This is a genomic window from Winogradskyella epiphytica (assembly GCF_003217215.1).
Taxonomy (GTDB): domain Bacteria; phylum Bacteroidota; class Bacteroidia; order Flavobacteriales; family Flavobacteriaceae; genus Winogradskyella; species Winogradskyella epiphytica.
In genome coordinates this window covers 700,608-721,003 of record NZ_QJTD01000002.1, presented here as the reverse complement: position 1 = coordinate 721,003, position 20,396 = coordinate 700,608, and the positions used below count along the sequence as shown (strand labels likewise).

Genomic DNA, 20,396 nt, shown 5'->3' with positions numbered 1-20,396 from the left:
TTTTTTGATTAATGATTATGTTATAAATTAAATTGACCACATTTTAATATGGTGAATTGGAAACTCACTGACTTCAATTGTCATTTACTTCGATATTTACACCATCTTCTCCGTTAATTTTGATGCTTACTTCTGGCTTGTCTATGGTAGTGTTAATGGTGTCATTTGATAATTTAGACGTATCATCGGACTTTTCTATTGCCTCTTCACAATCTAAACATTCAACCTTATTATTCATGATTTTGAAATAATGATTAGTTTCGGTTTTAGATAAAATATTATTAAGGCTGTTATAGTATTTTCTTTGGAATCGCTTCGTGTTTTTATCGGTATAAAGGATGGCGCCTTCAGGTAAGTAAACAGTAACTCGGACTTCTTGATCGCTGAATTTGTTTTTGGCATCAGTGATATGAAAAGCATCTAACTCTAAAGTGTTTTGAGTTGTATTAAAATTGTAATCAATTGCGCTTGCACGTTTTTTAGCTAATTCATAAGAACTTCCGCTGGCTTCTTTTTCTATGGTGATTTTAGCTAAGCTATCTGTTGTGGAGAATACCATAAGTTTCACGTTAGAGGACACGATACTTTGGCCATTGTCATCCTCTATTAACTTGAAATCGTTACCGTTATTAAAGTAATAATTTTTATAGCGATTCATGCCTGTCATTTGAATTTTTAAGGTGTCATTTGCTTTTATATTAAGTTCATTTTCAGCAATTACTTCAGCATCAAAAGTATATTCTGTAGCCTGCTTTATGCCAATGATAATGATGCCTATAATGGACATTAACCATAATCCTAATAGTGTGAATTTGGCAATTTTACCTATAGATTTAAGGTTGTTTACCAAAATTTTCAGACCTAAATAGAAGACAAAGAAAAACGGAATACTAAAGGCGAAGAACACTAAAGTAGACATGAGCCACATGGGTATGTTTGCGGCATTAGCTACATCGAGGAAATTCATTGGTGGAAAATGTACGGCATTGGTAATGCCAATCGTGAAATACGCGATAATTAACCCAATCAAGGTAGTAATACCAACAATGATTAAAATTATTCCGATAAACTTAGCAATGACCTTTAGAAAAAACATAATTAAAGAACCAATAGATTCAAAAAAGTCTTGAGATCCCGACTTTATTCTGTTTCCTTGTTTTTGAAAATCTACACCTTTTACAGTATCGGAAACCGTATCGAAACCTTCTTTAAGCTTATCTCCATGTTTTTTTAAATCGACATTTTTTACAGTTTCAGAGACGGTATCAATTCCGTCCTTGATTTTTTTTTCAATGTTACTGATGGTCACAGGATCGCCTGTCATGGTAAGTTTTTCAGCTGTTGTTTTAGCTTCAGGTATTAAGGCCCAAAGTAAAATATAAAGCAGAAACCCGGTACCAGCACCAAATATTAAAAAGAACCATACCAAACGAATCCATAAGGGATCAATTCCAAAATAATGACCTAATCCAGCGGAAACACCACCCACATAAGAATTATCTGTATCTCTAAATAAACGTCTAGTCGAGCTTGATTTTTGATTATACTGAGAACTTGGTTCGTCTTCAAAGATTTCGTCATCAACTAAATAATCTTCAGGTTGTCCCATAATGGCAATCACCTCGTCAACTAATTTTAGCCCTACGACTTGTCTGTCATTTTGAATGCGTTCTGAGAATAATTCAGCTATACGAGCTTCAATATCTGCTATGATTTCGGAACGTCCTTGAGAGTCTGTAAATGAACGTTTTATAGCCTCAAGATAGCGTGATAATTTTAGATACGCATCTTCATCTATATGGAAGAATATACCTGCTAAATTTATATTGACTGTTTTATTCATTTTTTTGATGTTTTTGATTGAGTAACTAGGTTAACGGCATTTTGTAATTCACTCCAAGTTGTATTTAATTCGTTAAGAAACAGTTTGCCTGTATCTGTGAGTCCGTAATACTTTCTTGGTGGTCCAGAAGATGATTCTTCCCAACGGTAATGCAATAAGCCGGCATTTTTTAATCTTGTTAGTAGTGGGTATATGGTGCCTTCTACAACAAGCATTTTTGCGTCTTTTAATGTGCTGAGTATTTCAGCAACGTATGCATCTTCTTCCTTTAAAATGGATAAAATGCAATACTCCAAAACACCCTTACGCATCTGTGCTTTTGTGTTTTCTATTTTCATTCTTTGTAATTGTTTGTTAAGGTGTTATGCTTTTTGAGCCAATAACTTAAGTTCTTGACTGTTGAATTGATTAGAGTAACGGTCATAATTTAAGTTTCTTTAATTTGATTAATCTGTTCATTTTTTTGATTGATATAAATAATGATGAATATGTTGATTTACTTTAAAAATTTAATAGTTAGTGGGTAGTTAAACATTTTACCATCTCGCGCAGACAAACTGGCCTTTATAATTAAGGCCAATTCTATGATGAAGGCTAATACGGCTAATACTCCTAAACCACCTCCTATATAAAGTAGAGGAGAAGGTTCTCCGATGTTTATATGGAAATTATGGAATCCATTAAAATCGATAACATCTAATCCTTTAAATAATTTGAATATAAAGAAGGGAACGCTGAGAGTTCCTATAATTATAGCGTATAGTAATACACTAATTTGAAAGTTAATGGCTTGTTTACCATGTTGATCTACAAATTCTGATTTGTCTTTATTTACAGACCATAGCACTATTGGACCTATAAAATTACCAAATGGAATTAGAAATCTTGAAAAGGTTGACAAATGAATAAATGTCGCTAAATTTTTATGGTGATTGTCTATCATTTTAAAAAGGATATAATAGTTGCTTATACAAATATATGTCTTTAGGAAGGTAGTATGTTACACATAGTACCTATAATTAACATTTTATTAACATTAGTTGGGTTAGATATTTTCACTTATTTTAGGCGTGAATTAGAAAATTTACACAAGGTTTAACTCCAATTTTATAACAATCACTAAGGCGTTTAATCTTATAGGAAAGACATAATATCCAATGAAAATATCTCCATCAAAACTCAACATGTTTCTATTATATAAGCTGCCTGCTGCTTATTTTACAGGTGTCCGTACCACACATTTAGATGATACATCCTGTCATGTTTCTGTAAAGCATCGTTGGATTAACCAGAATCCGTTTAATTCCATGTTTTGGGCGGTTCAGGGTATGGCTGCAGAATTAACCACAGGAGCTTTAGTGATGAAGAAAATTAAAGAAAGCGGTAAAAACATATCTATGTTGGTGGCTAACAATAATGCTTCGTTTACAAAAAAGGCAACAGGACGAATTACATTTACCTGTATAGAAGGTCATAAAATAGATGACACGATTAAAAAGGCTATTGAAACAGGAGAGGGGCAAACCGTATGGTTAAATGCTAACGGGGTTAATTCAGAAGGCGTAGAGGTATCTTCCTTTAATTTTGAATGGACGCTTAAAGTTAAGTCTTAGGTGTGGTATTTGATATTAAGTGCTGTGTGTTAATATATTATATAAAAAATATACTTTAAGTAAATTGTGTTTTGTAACAAATTACTAACTTATACTACAAATAAATAAACAACATTTTTAGTATGAAAGCACACGAAATAGACTACCGCATTTATGGGGAAGAAATGCAATATGTAGAAATAGAACTTGATCCTCAAGAAGGCGTTGTTGCCGAGTCCGGAAGTTTTATGATGATGGATGATGGTATTAAAATGGATACGATTTTCGGCGATGGTTCTGAGAAAGATTCAGGGTTTTTAGGAAAAATATTAGGAGCTGGTAAACGTATTTTAACCGGTGAAAGTCTGTTTATGACCGCCTTTTATAATAATCTTACAGGGAAACGAAATATCTCATTTGCCTCACCTTATCCAGGAAAAATAATACCTATTGATTTAACCAATTTTGGCGGAAAGTTCATTTGTCAAAAGGATGCATTTCTATGTGCCGCAAAAGGGGTGAGTATAGGGATTGAGTTTTCTAAGAAATTGGGAAGAGGGCTTTTTGGAGGTGAAGGGTTTATAATGCAAAAATTAGAAGGCGATGGAATGGCCTTTGTACATGCTGGTGGTACGATGGCCGAAAAAACTTTGGCAGCAGGAGAAATTTTACGTGTAGATACAGGCTGTATAGTAGGATTTACGCAAGGCATCGACTACGATATTGAATTTGTAGGTGGAATAAAGAATTCTATTTTTGGAGGCGAAGGTTTATTTTTTGCAAAACTACAAGGACCCGGAAAGGTGTATATACAGTCTTTACCATTTAGTCGATTAGCCGGTCGAGTTTTAGCTTCTGCACCACAAGGAGGAGGGAAGTCTAAAGGTGAAGGAAGTATTTTAGGTGGTATTGGAGATTTATTAGATGGTGATAATAGATTTTAGTCAATTATATAACATATTGAAAATCAGTATTTAAAATTGTAAGAATGCACCCCTGTCGAATATATTGTTCATCGTGTATTTCCTACTTTTAACATAGGAATTTGTTAAACTTCGATAGAAACAAAATTTGGTTAAAATAATTTGCTATCTTAGAGTAATAATTGAAACTATAGCGTATAGAGAAAAACTACTAAACTTTTTTTGTTAACCTAAAAACTTAAAATTATTATCTATGGCGCGAGCAATGTACGAGTACACGAAAACGGTACTTAGCAAAGTGAGTTTTGATGCGACATTATTCTGTAAAGAAGTGCAAAAAGCAGTAAGACGTTTACTGCCTCACGAACTTGAGGAACTTCGAATTTTTATTCAGTCACTTGTCAATCAAAATCCAGATTTAAATCAATGTTTAGTCTATCTTAAAGAATAGAATAAAAAAAAGCGACTCACGAGTCGCTTTTTCATTTGTAAGACTTATTTAGCCCGAGGACTAATAATTTCTACATTTTGAAAGGCAATAGCACCTCTAATTATTCCAGAAATCACATCATGTAATGCTTCAATAATTTGCATTTTTAATTCACTTTTGTGATAAATAATGCTCACTTCTCTTGCAGGAGAGGGCTCTGTGAAATGTTTTAAATTGGATTTGAGTTGGTCGTTAATATCTAAAGTGTGTAGATATGGTAGTAGGGTCATACCTAAACCTTCATTAGATAATTTTATGAGGGTTTCAATACTTCCGCTTTCTATTTGGAAATTTTCGTCCACTTGCTCCTTTAAGGCTTTACATAAATTAATAACACTATCTCTAAAGCAGTGACCATCCTCTAAAAGTAACATATCGTCTATATTTAAATCAGAAGGTTCAATACGCTTACTGTCTTTTAATCTGTGGCTATCTGGGACATAGGCTACGAATGGTTCGTAATAGAGCACTCGTTCTTTAATGTTGTCGCTTTCTAACGGCGTGGCCGCAATAGCAGCATCTAAATGACCCTCACTTAATCTTGCTAAAATATCTTCAGTCGTTAATTCTTCAATTTTTAATTTAACCTTAGGATATCTTTTAATAAAAGTCTTAAGAAACATAGGTAGGAGTGTGGGCATTATCGTTGGGATTATGCCTAATCTAAATTCTCCTCCAATAAATCCTTTTTGCTGATCTACAATATCCTGAATCCTGTCGGCTTCATTAACTATATTTCGAGCTTGATAGACAATTTTACGGCCTACTTCAGTTAATTCAATGGGTTTTTTGCCTCTGTCGAAAATAACGATATCTAATTCTTCCTCTAGTTTTTGAATTTGAGTACTCAAAGTAGGTTGTGTAACAAAACAATGCTCTGCAGCCTTGGTGAAATTCTTATGCTCTGCTATGGCTAAAACATATTTCAGTTGTGTAATTGTCATGTGTATTAATTTTGACTATAAAAGTATTAAAACTATTCATAAAAACTATGCTTTATGAAGCTTAAATGATTCGTAAATTTGAGTAACATTAAAAAACAGTAATCATGACAGTAAATAGTATAGGTTTAGATACCAAAAAGACCAAAATAATAGCAAAAGACTTGAACAAATTATTGGCTAATTTTCAATTGTATTATCAAAATTTAAGAGGTGTACATTGGAATATCCAAGGACCTGCATTTTTCGATTTACATGTGAAGTTTGAAGAACTTTATACCGACGCGAATATAAAGGTCGATGAAATTGCAGAACGTATTTTAACGCTAGGCGAGACACCATTGCACACTTTCGATGATTATACGAAAGCTGGAAAAGTGCCAGTAGGAAAAGATGTTTCTAAAGCAGATAAGGCGGTACAATTAATAGTAGACTCTCTTACAGAATTATTGAAAATTGAACGTAATATCTTAGATGCATCCGCTGATGCTAATGATGAAGGTACTAACTCTATGATGAGTGATTTTATTACTGAACAAGAGAAAACAGTTTGGATGCTAAAAGCTTATTTAGGCGAAACCGTTTAATACGTATTTTATATAAATTAAAAAAAGACTGCATTGAGCAGTCTTTTTTGTTTTAAGTATTATGGTATAGGAGTTTAGAATCGGATATGTAATTCTAAATTCTCATCAGAAACTGTAAATTCTGCATCTTCATAAACCGGAGGACCAAATGACATGGGATTATTAGACATTCCATACGATTCTTTAGGCATTCCGTTGTCAATAAAATCCATTCGTCCATTTTCATTTTCATCGTGTAAGGCCATAATAGCGTAATTACCTGGTTTCACATTGTCAAAAGTAATACTGACTTTTCCATCCTTTATTTCAGATGTACTATTCATTATTCCTGCACTTTTCATAAAGGTGTCTTTAGTATGAAGCCCCATGATCACTTTACCATTGTCGTTATTAACATTATCTATGGTGACGGTTATGCTAAGGCCAGAATCTTGAGAGAATCCAAATAATACAGTTAATAGCAATGCGCCGGTTAAAAACAAATTTTTAAACTGTTGGCTAATTAGTGATTCCATAAGATTTAAGTTTAAAGTGAAATTTAATATCGTTCGCTCAGTCGGGTGAATTAATGATCAGAGCGACAGACACTTTAAGGTACTTAAAAATAATGAATGGTGGATTGCTTCAATTAGATTATTTCAAAATAAATAGGAAATAGGACCGCTATCATAATGGCGGTTGGGAGGCTAAAGTATTATAAAAGCCCTCTCGCTTTAATTTCTAAATACTTATTAATTGTATTGATGGTTAGGTTTTCAGGAGTGGTTAATATAGACTGTATGCCGTGCTTTTGAAGTTCTTTGACCATTAATCGCTTTTCGTAAGCAAACTTTTCTGCGATGGTTTTATGGTAAATGGATTGTAAATCTTCGGCATGCTCTTTTAAGATGGTATCGAGTTCTGTATTCTCGAACAATACCACTACAAGCATATGCTTTTTAGAAATAGCTTGTAAGTAGGGCATTTGTCGCTTCAATGCACTAATATGTTCAAAGTTAGTATATAATAATAGTAAACTGCGATGTGTTACCTTTCGTTTTAATTGCGCATAGAGTAATCCGAAATCGCTATCGTTAAACTGAGTGTCTATATTATATAATGCTTCTAAAATTCGATTGAGATAAGTTAGTTTTTGTACGGCAGGTAAAAGTGTGTCAACCTTTTTTGAGAACGAGATCATTCCAACTTTATCATGTTTTTTAAGGGCAACGTTGCTAAAAGCTAAAGTTGAATTAATAGCATAGTCAAGCAATTTTAAACCGTTAAAAGGCATTTTCATTACTCTACCAGTGTCAATTATCGAATAAATAGGTTGTGATTTTTCATCTTGATACTGATTAACCATTAACTGTCCACGTTTGGCTGTGGCTTTCCAATTCACAGTTCTAAAATCATCGCCATTCACATAATCTTTAATTTGTTCAAATTCTGACGTATTTCCAATCCGCCTTATTTTTTTTAGACCAAATTCCGTAAGTGAATTGCTAATTGCTAAGAAATCATATTTCTGCATTTGAATAATAGAAGGGTATACCATTACCATTTGCTGATTCTGAAACTGATACTTACGTTTTATGATTTTTAATGCAGAAGACACAAATATATTGAGATGGCCAAAATAGTATTCACCACGATCTACAGGTTTCACTAAATAATCAAAGTCATGATTTTCATTTGGTTTTAAAGCAACTTGATATAAAAAATCTCGCCTTTGAAATTGTACTGGTAATTCGTCAATGACATCAATATAAGTTTTAAAACTATATTTATTTGAAATTGTTATAGGTACAGGATTATTATCGCTATTTGAAAATTTATCGGGTAAAATTCGACGCGCATTAATAGCATTTTTGGGTTGGTACAGTAGAAGTAAATCCAAAAATAATACCACGACAATAATACATATTAATATCCAGGCTAAAGGATATAATAAAGGCACCCAATAGGATATTAAGAAGCACACAGCGGTCACAGCTATATAAATATATAGTTGTTTGTGAATATATAATGATTTGATAAAATTCATATTAAATTTCCTTGCTGTGACTGTAAACTACAATTAACGAGGTACTTCTACCGACTGCACTATCATTTCAATTACCTTTTCAGTAGTCATTCCTTCCATTTCACGTTCTGGAGTTAGAATAAGACGATGATTGAGGACAGGGTTTAAGGATTTTTTGACATCTTCTGGTATAACAAAATCACGTCCATTTATGGCTGCAAACGCTTTTGAAGTATTTAGAATGGCGATAGAAGCTCTTGGAGAGCCACCGAGATATAAATGTGGGTGATTTCGAGTTTTTGAAACCACTTCAGCAATATATTTGATAATCTTTTCTTCTACGTGAATAGCCTGTGTTTTGTTTTTATAATCTTCGAGGGAGGCTGTATCTAGAACGGTGTTAATTTTGGTTTGAGGTTTCTCACCCTTACGCTCATGATGTGTAGCAATAATCTTTATTTCATCTTCTAATGATGGATAGTCAACTTTAATTTTAAATATAAATCGGTCTAATTGAGCTTCGGGTAATGCGTAAGTACCTTCTTGTTCTATTGGGTTTTGTGTTGCTAAAACCATAAAAGGATTGCTGAACGAATACGTATTTCCATCTATAGTAGCCTGACGTTCCTCCATGGTTTCAAATAAGGCAGCCTGTGTTTTTGCAGGTGCTCTATTGATTTCGTCAATTAAAACAATATTTGAAAAGATAGGACCTTTTTTAAACTCAAATTCTGAGGTTTTCATGTTTAGAACTGAAGTTCCTAATACATCACTAGGCATTAAATCTGGCGTAAATTGTATTCGGCTGAATTCCGTTTTTAAAACTTTGGCAAAAAGCTTTGCGGTAACCGTTTTTGCAATACCGGGAACACCTTCAATTAAAACGTGACCATCTGCTAACAAGGCTACAATTAATAATTCAACAAAATTATCTTGACCAATTATAACTTTTCGTAATTCGCTTTTAATGCTTTCTACGGCATTTTTTAATTCTTCTAACTGAATTCTATTGTCAAATAATGAATCGTTATTTTCTATATCGTTTTCTTCCATTTTTAAAGGGATTTATATTTTTCTATTAAGCTATTTAGCCTTTCTAATTCGACTTTGCTTATTTCAGTTTTATGATTAATGCTGTCAATAAATTCAAATAATTCTTGTGTGTCTTCAATCGTATTATTGCTTCGGGCTGCTAAGTTTTTAATGAAACTAGTGTTTATTTCCGCTGTTGAAAGATGTAAAGTGTTTCGTATATACTCTTGGAAATGTTGGATTTTATGATTTGAAATATCCTTATGTTTTCCACTTTCATAGTACATATTTGCAATAGTTCTAGTAAAACCTACGGTCTGATTCCTTAATGGTTTTACGACAGGTATAGCTCGTTGCTTCCGTTTTCCTTCAAAAATAATATAAATTACGGCACCTATTAGAACCATATAATATGCCCATTTGAGTGATTTTGTATTTAAGAACAAATACAAGGGTGAGGTATAAAACACCTTGCCTGATTTATGAAATGTATCTACATAAATGGGCTTCGAAGTATCTATATAAGATAAAAATCCGGCTGTATAATTTTGATTCGGCGTCTTAAGTATAAAGTAATTGCTAAAGGCTTGTGGGAAGGTGCTCAGCATAATCTCACCATCACCAAAAGGTTGTTTTATACTGTTGATTAAAGAGTCTTCTATAGGTTTGTTCTCACCTCTATAAGTGTCAATAAAACTCAGAACAGAAGTTTGTAAAGTGTCTATTTTGTTGAAGTGAAAAAAGGTTGTCGGTCTGTCGTATTTATAAGTTTTAGAATCGTCTAACAAAGGGTTCACAAGTTTTACTTGATATTCATTATTAAAGTTTCCAAAAGTATTTACTGATGTGGTCGTTAAGTTTAAAGTATCTAATAATTTCTTTTCAAAATTTGCAGAAGAGACCACGAGCGTATTTCCCTTATTCACCCAGTCTAATAAACTATTAAGTTCTTCCTTTCCGAACTCAATATCACCATTATAAAACAGATAGGTTCCTTCTATATTATTTTCATTTAAGTATTCAAAAGGAGGACGGTCAATAGAGGATACATTATCAGCCAACCGATTGAGTTCTTGATTAAATACATAAGAACCAAAGGGGATTTTATGATGCGTAGCGTATGAAGGAAACCAATTAATCTGTTTTGGTTTACTCATTTCTAATGCAACAATAACAAAAAGAGTTAGTGCCACGAGGATGATATATGTTTTTCCTTTTTTACTCATCGCGTTGTAAATGTTTTATTGAGATTTTCAAAAGGAAGTCTTAAGGTTTCGAACCTATTTGCGTCTACATTAAACTCACCATACCACACATAATCATAAATTCTTGTGATGTTTTTAAAGTCAGTTTTTAAGTGGTCTTTCTTTATTTCATTGATGTAATCGTCATTTGTTTTTTGGGGTTGCCACGAAATAACTTCGCTTTCGGCCATAAGTTTAAGCGAAAGAAGATAATAGTAGCGAATCGCTAACCTGTAATTATTTTGATTGATTGCTTCTTTAATTAATGCGGGAATATCTTCATTTTTAATGATTTGTTCTTCTTCTGAAAATGAAATAGAACCTTGTTCTTTGGCTTTAGAAATTAAGTTGTTAGAATTTACTTTTAAGAAAAAGCGAATTAATAGAAAGACTAATACGCCTAATATAATATAAGGCAACACCCTAAAGACAAAATACAGAAACCCTGACGCTGAGCCCACTCCAAAAATGGCTTCCCAGAATTGTTTTAATAGATTTTGAAACCAACGATAAGCCTTATCTAAGAAGTTTTCTTCAGCTATAGATTCTTCATAGTTAAAATCATCATCCGATTTATACTTGTCTAAATGGTCTTCAGAAATTATTTGCTTTTCAACTTCGGTATCATCAAAGATTACCGAATGCCCTTTTTGCTGCGCAACAGAAAATTGCCCAATACAAATACAAAGAAGTAACCATTTATAAACCAACATTTATTCTTCAGTTTTACCAATTTTGCTAATACGGTCGTAAGTACCTGTGAAGTTGACTTTTTCGTGTAGATGAAAATAAATAACAGCTCCCGCAACCATTAAGATAATATTTAATAGGAATTGAAAGAAGGTGTTTAATACATTTAGAAGAATAAGAATAGGGTCTGCAGAAATGCTACTTAAATTAGCAGGATCCACTTCACCAGAGAAAATACCTGAACTTACCATAGCATATACAACAGAAGGAATTGAAAATACCATTCCTAAAACATAGTATATTATTCCTAGGACAATAAATGCACCAAAGGCCGTCCAAAAGTCGGCATTAGCTAATGTAAAACTTTGGCTGAAGGCATCTGTTGTGGAACGTCTCGGTTCAAACACATAAACACTAAAGAGTATAGCCATGGGTATCATCGCATAAAGCACAGGGACTACGCAAAGCAATACTGCAATAAATAAAGTAGCACCTTTTAGAAAACTTAGTCCTAAAAAGGACCAAAACGACTGGTACACATTGGCTTTTATTTCTGATGCGTCTATTGCGCCTTTATTGTCCACGTAAGATTTGATATAATAAAGAACTGAAGAAACGGTGAAAATATAAGCAGCAATTGCAGACAGGAAGTACAATATTAATGCAGTAAAAATAGCAAAGGGACTACTAGTGTTTAGGCCAGAACCGCTATTAAATCCTGTGAAATTCATGATATCACCAGCAATGTAATTATAAGCGGCAAGAGACAGCATAAAGATGACAATCGCAGGTCCTGCAATATTAAAGACGGTTTTTATAAAAGGTTTAAATTCGTTTCTGATAAAACCAAATGTGTCGGTAAATATACTATTGAAATCGCGTTGTTTTCTAAATTCGATAAAAGTCTTACTCATGATAAATTGGTTAGATGGGGGTTGGTTAGTGTTGTGGTATTTTTAGATTGTTTATTTTGCTTAAGTTTTTTGTTTAATTGGATGGGGTAAATTACGTAGTAAAATATGATTAGCGCCAATGAACTTGAGATTATTAATATAGCTAGCCAATCTGGCATTTCGGTATGTCTCGTAACAAAACCTTCTAGGAATCCAGCAATTATAAAGAATGGTATGGTGCTCATTAAAATCTTTAAGCCATTGATAACCCCTCGCTTAAACGATTCAAGACGAGGGTATGTGCCTGTAAATAACATACTGTTACCCATAACTAGTCCTGCACATCCCGCAATAATAATTACAGAAATTTCAATGGTTCCGTGTATCCATATGGTTCTTGCGGATTCCCATAGTAACCCTTGATCGTAGAAAAAGTATTGGAAACTCCCTAACATAATCGCGTTCCGCATTAGAATATATAAAGTTCCTATACCTAATAAGATTCCATATCCAAAGGCAAAAAGTGCCACCTTTATATTGTTAAGTGTGATGCCAAGAAACATATTAAATTCACCCTGTTGCTTATATACAGCCATAGGATCACCATTGGCTATATTTTGCATCGTCATATTAACATAACCATCACCAAGGAATGAACGCACAAAATCGCCTTCACTTGCCGCTGAAAAAGCACCTACAATTACAAATAGAGAGAAAGTTAAGAAGGTAATAAGGAGTTCCCGGTGATGATTATAAAACATTGTTGGGAATTCAGTCTTAAAGAAAGTGAAAAGTCTGTTCTTGGCTTCTTTTTTTGTTTTATAAATGCGTTGATGGGCGGAAGATGCTATTTGGTTTAAGTAACGTTCGGTATTGCTATTGGCGTAAAAAGTTTGGGCATAACTTAGATGATCTGTGACTTCAATATACAGATCGGAAAGCTCATCGGGATCTATTTGAGTTTTATTTGATAGAATGTTTTCAAATTCTAACCATTTGTCTTTATTTTGCTTAACAAAAGCAGCTTCGCGCATTATAATCCCTTTTAGGTTTTCAAAGAAAAGAAAATATGGATGAATTTCAAATAGAAACAGCCCAAAATGTAGGGGTTAATCAAAATGTAGCTAGTATAGGCGACAGGATGTTAGGCTACCTAATAGATAGTGTTGTTATCATGCTTTATTCTATTTGCGCAATTCTACTTTTAATGCAGCTAAATTTAGATTTGGGAGACGCCTGGGCAATTTATTTGTTAGTTACTTTACCAGCATTTTTATACTATGTATTGCTTGAAACGTTCTGGAATGGCAAAACTGTTGGCAAAATGATAATGAAGACTCGAGTTGTAAAGCTTGATGGTTCTACACCAAGTTTTGCAAATTACTTTGTGAGATGGATATTACGTATAGTTGATGTGGCTTTAACCTCAGGAAGTGTAGCAGCCATTACTATTTTAATAAAAGGAAATGGACAACGACTTGGTGATATTGCTGCCGGAACTACAGTGATTAGTGAAAAGCAAAAATTAACAATTGAAGATACGCTTGTTACAGAGATCCCTGTAAACTATGTACCAACTTATAGTCAAGTAACGCTATTAAATGATAGTGATATGCAAACCGTTAAGAACTTATATGATGAAGCTATAAGAAAGGGGAATCACAATATTATTTTGAATTTGCATCATCGCCTAATAAAAGTTATGGCCATTGAAACCCAAGAAAAACCTATAGACTTTATTGCTACGGTTATAAAAGATTATAATTATTATACCCAAAACATGTAAGCAGATAACCAATTTTCATATTTTTGAAAATTTTACAAATTATTTATATAGAGCTTAGTTATTGTAGTTCTTATAATCGATTGAATATTTAAAAGACCTTCTTATCGCTGCGATAAATAAGGTGTAGATAAGGCAGAAATTAATAAAGAGACATGTTTTTTCAAATTACAGATATTATAGGAACTATTGCCTTTGCCATTTCAGGTGCACTCGTTGCTATGAATAAACGAATGGACCCTTTTGGTGTGCTAATTATTGCTTCGGTTACGGCTGTAGGTGGTGGTACATTACGAGATGTTATGGTTGGTGTGAATCCTGTCGTATGGATGAAAGACATCACCTATATCTACGTGATTGTTGGTTCTACTATTTTCGCCGTAGTATTTAGAAGATGGATTAGCTATTTGAGAAAATCATTGTTTCTATTTGATACTATCGGGATTGGTGTCTTTACAGTAATTGGTATTGAAACTGGTCTTCATGCCAATTTGCACCCAATTATTTGTATTGCCTTAGGAACTATGACCGCTTGTTTTGGAGGTGTTCTTAGAGATATTCTGTGTAATGAAATCCCTGTGATTTTTAGAAAAGAAATATATGCAACAGCCTGTATATTAGGTGGAGCAACCTATTTTCTTCTACGCGAGCATTTAGAGAGTCAAAATTACCTTTTTGTTATTGCTGGTCTTGTAGTTATCCTAGTGAGGATTTTGGCCGTAAAGTTTGAAATTAGTTTACCTAATTTATATAAGAAAGAAGACGTCATAGAGCCTTAAGAGATCCTTTGTTTCAAATTAGTGATATCAGAAACAGCTAGTCATGCCAGTCTGATAATGGTTAATCCGTTCCGTAAACAAGATTCAAAAACTCAGGCTTTTCTAACTTACCAAAATAGTTTTCAATAGCGATATTATCTATAGTTTTTTTGATTTCATCCTTATCGTATCGCACACCTTGAAGTAAATTTTCAAGGTCTTCAATTGGTTGTCTTCCAAAGAAATCGCCAAATATTTTAACTTCGGAAATATGACCTTTTTCAACATAAATACGAAGATCAATTTCGCCAACTGAAAAACGCTTATTACGCTGAATATTAAATTTAGGTGAACGCCCATAGTTCCACTCCCATAAATCGTATTTTTCAGCTTTTAAATCATGAACAGCTTGCCATTCAGCATCAGTTAGTTTGTAGGTTTCAAAAGGTTCACTAGCTTCATATAAACCAATCAGTAATTGCTGTTTAAAGGCCTGCATAGTCATCTTGGCCTTTAAAAACTCACTAATATTTGCAACACGACTCCGTACTGATTTGTGACCTTTCGACTCAATTTTACTCTGTTTCACTTGAAGAGCCTTAGCCACTTCGCTCATATCGGTGTCAAATAGGAGTGTGCCATGGCTTATCATTCGTTTTCCTGTAGAAAACTGTGCGGTTCCAGAAATTTTCTTATCCTCTACTAAAATGTCATTACGACCTTTTAGTTCTGCTGTAACTCCCATTTTGTTTAATACTCGAATAACTGGCGCAGTAAATTTTTTAAAATTGCTGATACTTTTTCCATCGTGATTAGTAATAAAACTAAAATTTAAATTGCCTAAATCATGATACACAGCACCTCCACCGGAAATCCGTCTCACCACATGAATATTATGACGATCTATATAGTCTTGATTAATTTCTTCAATCGTATTTTGATTTCTACCAATGATAATTGAAGGTTCGTTGATATAAAATAGAAGATAATCTGTTGACGTATCAAAATGTCTTAAGGCATACTCTTCTAAAGCAAGATTTAATTTGGGGTTGGTGTGGCCTTCATTGTCAATAAAAATCATAAGTATGTCTGTTAGATGATACACAAAGATAAAGAAATTGAACTAGCGTTTAAATAGGGTTTTCTGATTAATTGGATGGTGATATTTTTAAGGATAGAGTCAAAAAATATTATTTGTGATGGATTGATTTTCAATTAATCGAATATCTTTAGAAGATTAAGGTAATGATTGTCAATTTGTTTGTTGATTCTCAAAACTTGTAATATTGTAAAAATTATGAAGCAACTATTAAAACTAATCTCCATAGGTCTTATTGCTGGTATAGTATTAATGCTAATTCTAAAAATTGTTATTCTTCTAACGGGTAATACCGCGTATATTTTACTGTTTAACTTTGATTATATTCCTATCCTTAATGCTTTAAGGCCGGAATGGTTGTTTGGGTATGTGTTTCACTTTATAACTTGTATTGTAAGTGTAGTTGCCCTTTATCATATTTTAAAATCGTTTAAATTAGAAGAAAGGATTAGGCCTTATATTTTAGTGTATACCATTGGTGGAGGCGCCTTGTTTTTTTTAACAGCTTTGTCTGATCAACCACCAGCAGTTAATGATCTTATGGCTTGGGTGTATTGGACCTTTGCGCATGCGGTTTATGGCTACGTGGTGGGTTATTTAATTAAAAAATGGTTGTAGTCTGAGTCCATCGAAGTTAAGAGTATTGTTTCGAATTAGATATAAAAAAACACCTTAGAGTATCTTCATTAGTAGAAGTAATCTAAGGTGTTTGTAAATGTTATATAGTGTCCATTCAATTTTATCAATTGTATATAGACACGGTCAATGGTGATTATTTCTTTGTCACCGGAAATCCGCGATCGCGCATTAAAGCATCAATCTTAGCATCACGTCCTCTGAATTTTCTATAAGCTTCAGCAGGATCCATAGCATTACGAGGTGCGAACAAATACTTTACTAATTTAGCTGCAACTTCTTTATCATAGAATCCACCTTCAGCTTCTCTAAAAGCTTCAGAGGCATCACTTGTTAACACATCGGCCCACATATAACCGTAATAAGCTGTGGCATAACCTTCGCCAGAAAATACATGACCAAAATGTGGTGTTCTATGACGCATTGGTAATTCTTTAGGCATTCCTAATTCAGCTAATGTCTCACGCTCAAAATTAGCAATATCAATATCCGTTGGATCTGCTAAGTGGAGCTTCATATCAATTAATGCTGAAGCTAAATATTCTGTAGTGCCGAATCCTTGGTTAAAAGTTGAAGCATTTTTAATTTTTTCAACTAATGATGCTGGAATTGGCTCACCAGTTTTATAGTGCACTAAAAATTGATTGATTACTTTATCTGTAGATAACCAACGCTCTAATAATTGCGACTGGAACTCCGTATAATCTCTTACACCACCGTTAAGGGTTGGATACTTTACATCTGCAGAGAAGAAGTGAAGCGCATGTCCGAACTCATGGAAAAAGGTCGTTGCATCATCCCAAGACACTAATACAGCCTCTCCAGGTGCTGGCTTTACAAAGTTAGAGTTATTAGAGGCTAACACATTAGTTTCACCTTCAAACGAGGTATAGCTTCTGTACGTTGTAGCCCAAGCTCCAGAACGTTTTCCTTCACGAGAAAATGGATCTAAATACCAAAGTCCAATATGTTTTCCTGAGTCTTTATCCGTGACTTCCCAAACCTTAACATCTTCATGAAATACAGGTACTGAATCTTCTTCAACCGGTGTGAATTTATAGTTAAATAATTCACCAGCCGTAAAGAACATGGCGTCTGTTAATTTATCTAATTGGAGATACTGCTTAACTTCATCACTATCTAAATCGTATTTCTTTTTACGAACTTTTTCTGCGTAGTATCTGTAATCCCATGGTTCAATAGTAATTTTATCTCCTAATTCATTAGCTACCGTTTGCATATCTGCAACCTCTTCTTTTACTCTAGCTGTTGCCGCAGGCCAAACTTTAAGCATTAAATCCATTGCATTTTCTGGATTCTTTGCCATACGATCTTGCAATCTCCACTCCGCATAATTATCATAACCCATTAAACCAACACGCTCTTTACGCAGTTTTAATATCTCTGCAATAATCTCTTTGTTGTCGTATTCATCATTATTATCTCCTCTAGAGTAATAATTTGTCCATACTTGTTTACGTAATTCACGCTCTGTAGAGTAGGTAAGGAAAGGATCCATTGATGAACGCGTATTTGTGATAGCGTATTTACCTTCCTGACCTTTGTCTGCAGCAATTTTTGCAGCCGACTTGGTAAAGCCATCAGATAAGCCACCGAGCTGATCTTCGTTTAAATAGGTAATGTAATTTTCTTCGTCATGTAAGACATTATTAGAAAATTTCGTGTAAAGTTTAGATAGTTCTTTTTCTATTTCAGCATAACGTTTTTTCTTTTCGGTGTCAAGATTTGCACCATTCATTTCAAAACGCTTATAAATTAAATCGACAACACGTTGCGCTTGTGGCTCTAGAGGTGTCTTTTGAGAGGCGTCATAAACTGATTTTATACGTTGGAATAACTTCTCATTCTGAGATATTTTAGATCTAAATTCAGAAAGCTTTGGTGCTAATTCTGTTTGAACGTCTCTAAATTCTGGAGAAGATACATTGCTGGACATAATACCATAATAGGTAAATACACGATCTAATGTTTTACCTGCGCTCTCCATTGCAACAATAGTGTTTTCGAATGTTGGTGCTTCGGTATTATTAGCGATTTCTTCTATTTCTGCAAGATTAAGCTTCATAGCTTCTTCTACTGCAGGTTTAATAGCCTCAACAGAAATTTTGTCAAAAGCAGGAACCCCTTCGTAAGGACCTGTCCACTCTTGGAGAAGTACATTGTCATTCATGGTTTTTTCGGTTGTTTTGTTCGTCTCTTCATTACAACTTGAAAATAGAACAAGGCTACAGATAATAGTAGCTTTAAGTGATTTTGAAATCATTAGTGTTGGTTTTTAAGGTCTTAAAATTAGTTAATAATCAAGAAAACAAGATACTGAAATTGCAATGGAAGAATCTTAAATATTTTATAATTTATAGGGGGTTCCTCGTATTTCATGTCGGTTTATTATTATAAATATACTAGGGAATTAATACGACCTATTAATAATGAAGAATTTAAAAATTAATGTAGAAAAAAGGTTCATGTGACTTGTAAAACTAGCCTATTCGATCAATTCAATCTTTCTGATGTATACATTTTGTAGAGGCCATTCGCCGTCATCCGTTTTAACTTGAGCTATTTCATCTACAACGTCCATTCCGGAAATCACCTCACCAAAAACGGTATAGTCACCATCTAAGTATGCTGCGCCATTGGGACTTTGAACGATGAAAAACTGGTATGGCGAAGCTAATTTATAAGCGTTTTCAATTTCACTACTTGGCATGGATATGGCACCTCTTTTATGTGTGTAACCACGTTTAGTATCTGGAGGTAATAGGTAATGGCCAATATTTTTACGTCTGGTCATTATATTATAATCATCACTACTTCCTCCTTGTATTACAAAGTCTTTTACTACTCTGTAAAATTGTGTACCATGGAAATATTTCAGTTTAGTAAGATAAATGAAATTAGCTCTGTGGAATTTAGTTTTATCGTATAATTTAATATCTATAACACCAAAATCGGTAGTGATTCTCACCATATCTTCAGGGTTCTCTTTTTCGTATTCTAAAAAGAATTCCATGGCATTTTCATCCGTTAGTTTTGGGTATTTTCGTTCGTTTTTCTTTTTGGCCTTCGTTTTAGTTGTTATTTCAGTTGAATCTTTTATAACAGTATTCTGTGTTTTTTTTGAAGTTTGTTTATCTTCACAATTCAAAAATGTTAAGCTAAATCCAAGGGCAACCAATAACATTAATAAAAATCTCATAAATGCTTTTTAATACGTTTTTAGAATCGGTAGTAAAAATAAAACATCTTGAGCTCTTTGGCGAAGAGTCTCACGCAAAAATGTCTCCACCTTACAGGTTAGAACTTGCTAAAAAGATGAAAGAGAAAGCTAAAACGGCTCGAAAAGCAGGAGTTATGGCTTTATTTTACCCCAATACCGACGATGAAACTTACTTGGTTTTAATTCTGCGTAAAACGTATAAAGGCGTGCACTCGGCACAGGTTGGATTTCCGGGAGGAAAGTATGAAGAGGAGGATGGAGGCGACTTAATGCAAACGGCGATTAGGGAAACAGAAGAAGAAATTGGAGTGTCTAGAGCGCATATTGAAGTTTTAAAACCGATGTCGCCATTGTATATTCCACCTAGTAATTTTGTTGTACATCCTTATATAGGGATTTCTAAAGAGTATTTAATTTTTACAAAACAAGACGAAGAGGTTGAAGCTATAATAGAAGTAAAATTGACGGATTTTTTAAGTGAGGGTAGCACTTTAAACACAACTGTGCCAACATCTTTGGGTAAAGAACTAGAGGTTCCCGCATTTAAATTTAATGGACATATTGTTTGGGGAGCCACCGCAATGATGCTCGGTGAGATAAAAGACTTGCTAAAACAGGTTTTATAGCATTTCTAATTTA

At 33.7% G+C, this 20,396-nt stretch carries 22 protein-coding genes; 8 read left to right on the top strand and 14 right to left on the bottom strand.

Translation table 11 applies throughout. The features are described 5' to 3' along the window. Positions 1-73: 73 nt before the first annotated feature. The 3 genes from DFQ11_RS08385 to DFQ11_RS08375 form a co-directional block, all read right to left on the bottom strand. Positions 74-1,843 carry a PspC domain-containing protein gene (locus DFQ11_RS08385; RefSeq protein WP_110475401.1) on the bottom strand — a complete coding sequence of 590 codons (1,770 nt, stop codon included), beginning with the start codon at positions 1,841-1,843 and terminating at the stop codon, positions 74-76. Beyond that, positions 1,840-2,181 (bottom strand): PadR family transcriptional regulator, encoded by a 342-nt coding sequence (locus tag DFQ11_RS08380; protein ID WP_110475400.1) that lies wholly within the window; start codon positions 2,179-2,181, stop codon positions 1,840-1,842. Before DFQ11_RS08380 ends, DFQ11_RS08385 begins: the two co-directional genes overlap by 4 nt. 158 nt (positions 2,182-2,339) lie before the next feature. Then, on the bottom strand, positions 2,340-2,786 hold the full coding sequence (locus DFQ11_RS08375; protein ID WP_110475399.1) for a DUF4870 domain-containing protein: 447 nt from the start codon (positions 2,784-2,786) through the stop codon (positions 2,340-2,342). A gap of 214 nt (positions 2,787-3,000) precedes the next feature. On the opposite strand from DFQ11_RS08375, the gene DFQ11_RS08370 reads away from it, so the two are divergent. From DFQ11_RS08370 to DFQ11_RS08360, 3 genes are all read left to right on the top strand, one after another. Further along, positions 3,001-3,456 carry a DUF4442 domain-containing protein gene (locus tag DFQ11_RS08370; protein ID WP_110475398.1) on the top strand — a complete coding sequence of 152 codons (456 nt, stop codon included), beginning with the start codon at positions 3,001-3,003 and terminating at the stop codon, positions 3,454-3,456. A gap of 122 nt (positions 3,457-3,578) precedes the next feature. Then, positions 3,579-4,379: a TIGR00266 family protein gene (locus tag DFQ11_RS08365; RefSeq protein ID WP_110475397.1), complete on the top strand. Its 801-nt coding sequence runs from the start codon at positions 3,579-3,581 to the stop codon at positions 4,377-4,379. A 232-nt stretch (positions 4,380-4,611) separates the two neighbouring features. Continuing rightward, positions 4,612-4,809 (top strand): hypothetical protein, encoded by a 198-nt coding sequence (locus DFQ11_RS08360; RefSeq protein WP_110475396.1) that lies wholly within the window; start codon positions 4,612-4,614, stop codon positions 4,807-4,809. Between the two features lie 44 nt (positions 4,810-4,853). On the opposite strand, the gene DFQ11_RS08355 is transcribed toward DFQ11_RS08360, so the two are convergent. Then, on the bottom strand, positions 4,854-5,792 hold the full coding sequence (locus DFQ11_RS08355) for a LysR substrate-binding domain-containing protein (protein ID WP_110475395.1): 939 nt from the start codon (positions 5,790-5,792) through the stop codon (positions 4,854-4,856). 104 nt (positions 5,793-5,896) lie between these two features. Here DFQ11_RS08355 and DFQ11_RS08350 point away from each other — a divergent pair, with 104 nt between their 5' ends. Beyond that, positions 5,897-6,376 (top strand): Dps family protein, encoded by a 480-nt coding sequence (locus DFQ11_RS08350; protein ID WP_110475394.1) that lies wholly within the window; start codon positions 5,897-5,899, stop codon positions 6,374-6,376. Positions 6,377-6,450: 74 nt separating this feature from the next. Here DFQ11_RS08350 and DFQ11_RS08345 read toward each other — a convergent pair whose 3' ends face one another. The 7 genes from DFQ11_RS08345 to DFQ11_RS08315 all read right to left on the bottom strand — a co-directional run bounded on the left by DFQ11_RS08345 (position 6,451) and on the right by DFQ11_RS08315 (position 13,274). After that, complete coding sequence (locus DFQ11_RS08345) at positions 6,451-6,891, bottom strand: DUF2141 domain-containing protein (RefSeq protein ID WP_110475393.1); 441 nt, start codon at positions 6,889-6,891, stop codon at positions 6,451-6,453. A 179-nt stretch (positions 6,892-7,070) separates the two neighbouring features. Then, complete coding sequence (locus tag DFQ11_RS08340; RefSeq protein WP_110475392.1) at positions 7,071-8,402, bottom strand: DUF58 domain-containing protein; 1,332 nt, start codon at positions 8,400-8,402, stop codon at positions 7,071-7,073. Between the two features lie 33 nt (positions 8,403-8,435). After that, complete coding sequence (locus DFQ11_RS08335; protein WP_110475391.1) at positions 8,436-9,434, bottom strand: AAA family ATPase; 999 nt, start codon at positions 9,432-9,434, stop codon at positions 8,436-8,438. 2 nt (positions 9,435-9,436) lie between these two features. Beyond that, entirely contained in the window at positions 9,437-10,639 is a 1,203-nt protein-coding gene (locus tag DFQ11_RS08330) for a DUF4350 domain-containing protein (protein ID WP_110475390.1), read from the bottom strand. Further along, positions 10,636-11,370 carry a DUF4129 domain-containing protein gene (locus DFQ11_RS08325; protein ID WP_110475389.1) on the bottom strand — a complete coding sequence of 245 codons (735 nt, stop codon included), beginning with the start codon at positions 11,368-11,370 and terminating at the stop codon, positions 10,636-10,638. Before DFQ11_RS08325 ends, DFQ11_RS08330 begins: the two co-directional genes overlap by 4 nt. Next, positions 11,371-12,261: a hypothetical protein gene (locus tag DFQ11_RS08320; RefSeq protein ID WP_110475388.1), complete on the bottom strand. Its 891-nt coding sequence runs from the start codon at positions 12,259-12,261 to the stop codon at positions 11,371-11,373. It lies immediately after the preceding gene. Further along, a complete protein-coding gene (locus DFQ11_RS08315) occupies positions 12,258-13,274 on the bottom strand; it encodes a stage II sporulation protein M (RefSeq protein ID WP_110475387.1) in 1,017 nt (338 codons plus the stop codon). Before DFQ11_RS08315 ends, DFQ11_RS08320 begins: the two co-directional genes overlap by 4 nt. Positions 13,275-13,309: 35 nt before the next feature. On the opposite strand from DFQ11_RS08315, the gene DFQ11_RS08310 reads away from it, so the two are divergent. Together DFQ11_RS08310 and DFQ11_RS08305 are read left to right on the top strand one after the other, a co-directional pair. After that, the gene (locus tag DFQ11_RS08310) at positions 13,310-14,026 is read left to right on the top strand and encodes an RDD family protein (protein WP_110475386.1); all 717 of its coding nucleotides are present in this window, start codon (positions 13,310-13,312) and stop codon (positions 14,024-14,026) included. Positions 14,027-14,178: 152 nt separating this feature from the next. Next, entirely contained in the window at positions 14,179-14,802 is a 624-nt protein-coding gene (locus DFQ11_RS08305) for a trimeric intracellular cation channel family protein (RefSeq protein WP_110475385.1), read from the top strand. Positions 14,803-14,863: 61 nt separating this feature from the next. On the opposite strand, the gene DFQ11_RS08300 is transcribed toward DFQ11_RS08305, so the two are convergent. Then, positions 14,864-15,862, bottom strand: a complete 999-nt coding sequence (locus DFQ11_RS08300) for a lipoate--protein ligase (RefSeq protein WP_110475384.1) — start codon at positions 15,860-15,862, stop codon at positions 14,864-14,866. Positions 15,863-16,078: 216 nt separating this feature from the next. Between DFQ11_RS08300 and DFQ11_RS08295 the strand changes: the two genes are divergently transcribed. Continuing rightward, positions 16,079-16,498, top strand: coding sequence for a hypothetical protein (locus DFQ11_RS08295; RefSeq protein ID WP_110475383.1), 420 nt, complete (start codon positions 16,079-16,081; stop codon positions 16,496-16,498). Between the two features lie 154 nt (positions 16,499-16,652). Here the strand turns inward: DFQ11_RS08295 and DFQ11_RS08290 are convergent, their stop codons facing one another. Then, complete coding sequence (locus DFQ11_RS08290) at positions 16,653-18,800, bottom strand: M3 family metallopeptidase (RefSeq protein WP_110475382.1); 2,148 nt, start codon at positions 18,798-18,800, stop codon at positions 16,653-16,655. Positions 18,801-19,022: 222 nt separating this feature from the next. Next, positions 19,023-19,736: a peptidylprolyl isomerase gene (locus tag DFQ11_RS08285; RefSeq protein ID WP_110475381.1), complete on the bottom strand. Its 714-nt coding sequence runs from the start codon at positions 19,734-19,736 to the stop codon at positions 19,023-19,025. A 2-nt stretch (positions 19,737-19,738) separates the two neighbouring features. Between DFQ11_RS08285 and DFQ11_RS08280 the strand changes: the two genes are divergently transcribed. Next, complete coding sequence (locus DFQ11_RS08280; protein WP_110475380.1) at positions 19,739-20,383, top strand: NUDIX hydrolase; 645 nt, start codon at positions 19,739-19,741, stop codon at positions 20,381-20,383. Positions 20,384-20,396 lie beyond the last annotated feature (13 nt).